General features: G+C 70.1%; 1 protein-coding gene. It reads left to right on the top strand.

Annotation, left to right across the window (positions count from 1 at the left end; genetic code table 11):
* The first annotated feature begins 303 nt into the window (after positions 1-303).
* Entirely contained in the window at positions 304-750 is a 447-nt protein-coding gene (locus K6I34_RS37500; RefSeq protein ID WP_229332475.1) for an SRPBCC family protein, read from the top strand.
* Positions 751-920 lie beyond the last annotated feature (170 nt).

Genomic DNA, 920 nt, shown 5'->3' with positions numbered 1-920 from the left:
CAGCCGGACCCCCGTGTGGTCGGTTGCGGTCCGTGGTCCCGTTTGTGCCCACCCGTTCCGCCGTGCGGAACGCCTGCCCACAAACGGGAAGGCAGAGCGGAAGGCGCGCCCCGTCAGGGGCGCGGGGAACTGCGCGACCAGCCCCCACCGGGCCTACAGCCGCGCGCGGAGCGCAAGTGGCACCCCGGTGGGCGCAGCGGGCCCAGCGGCGCAGCCCCGTGGTGGGTACCGATTTGGGCCGGGATCGGGTTGGTGGTTGGCTGAGCCCCGCAGGGACACCGTACGACGTCCGGGAGGACACCCATGGGCCAGGTCGAGGCCACCACGGAGCGGATCATCGCGGCGGACCCGGAGGAGGTGTTCGACGCGCTCGCCGACTACTCCGGCACCCGCGCCAAGCTGCTCCCCGAGCACTTCAGCGAGTACGAGGTGCGCAAGGGCGGCGACGGCGAGGGCACCCAGGTGCACTGGAAGCTCCAGGCCACCAGCAAGCGCGTCCGTGACTGCCTGCTCGACGTCACCGAGCCCACCACGGGCCAGCTGGTCGAGAAGGACCTCAACTCCTCGATGGTCACGACCTGGACCGTCACCCCGGCGGGCGAGGGCAGGGCCAAGGTCGTCGTCTCCACGGTGTGGAACGGCGCCGGCGGCATCGGCGGTTTCTTCGAGCGCACCTTCGCCCCCAAGGGCCTCGGCCGCATCTATGACGCCGTGCTCACGAAGCTCGCCGCGGAGACCGAGAAGAAGTAGCCGCCGAACGGCGGGAACCGCGGGAAAGCAATCGGCGAGCGACCGGTAAACATCCGGAAGCCCTCTCGACCGATCAGGAACCGACCCCCAAGCAGTGCGCAAACACGCGCAATTCAGTCGGTGGAAGCCCGGACCCCCAAGGTCCGGGCTTCACCGTTTCGGGTGGTTTC

It is taken from the genome of Streptomyces sp. UNOC14_S4, assembly GCF_020740835.1.
Classification (GTDB): Bacteria; Actinomycetota; Actinomycetes; order Streptomycetales; family Streptomycetaceae; genus Streptomyces.
This window is presented reverse-complemented; position numbering and strand designations above follow the sequence as displayed.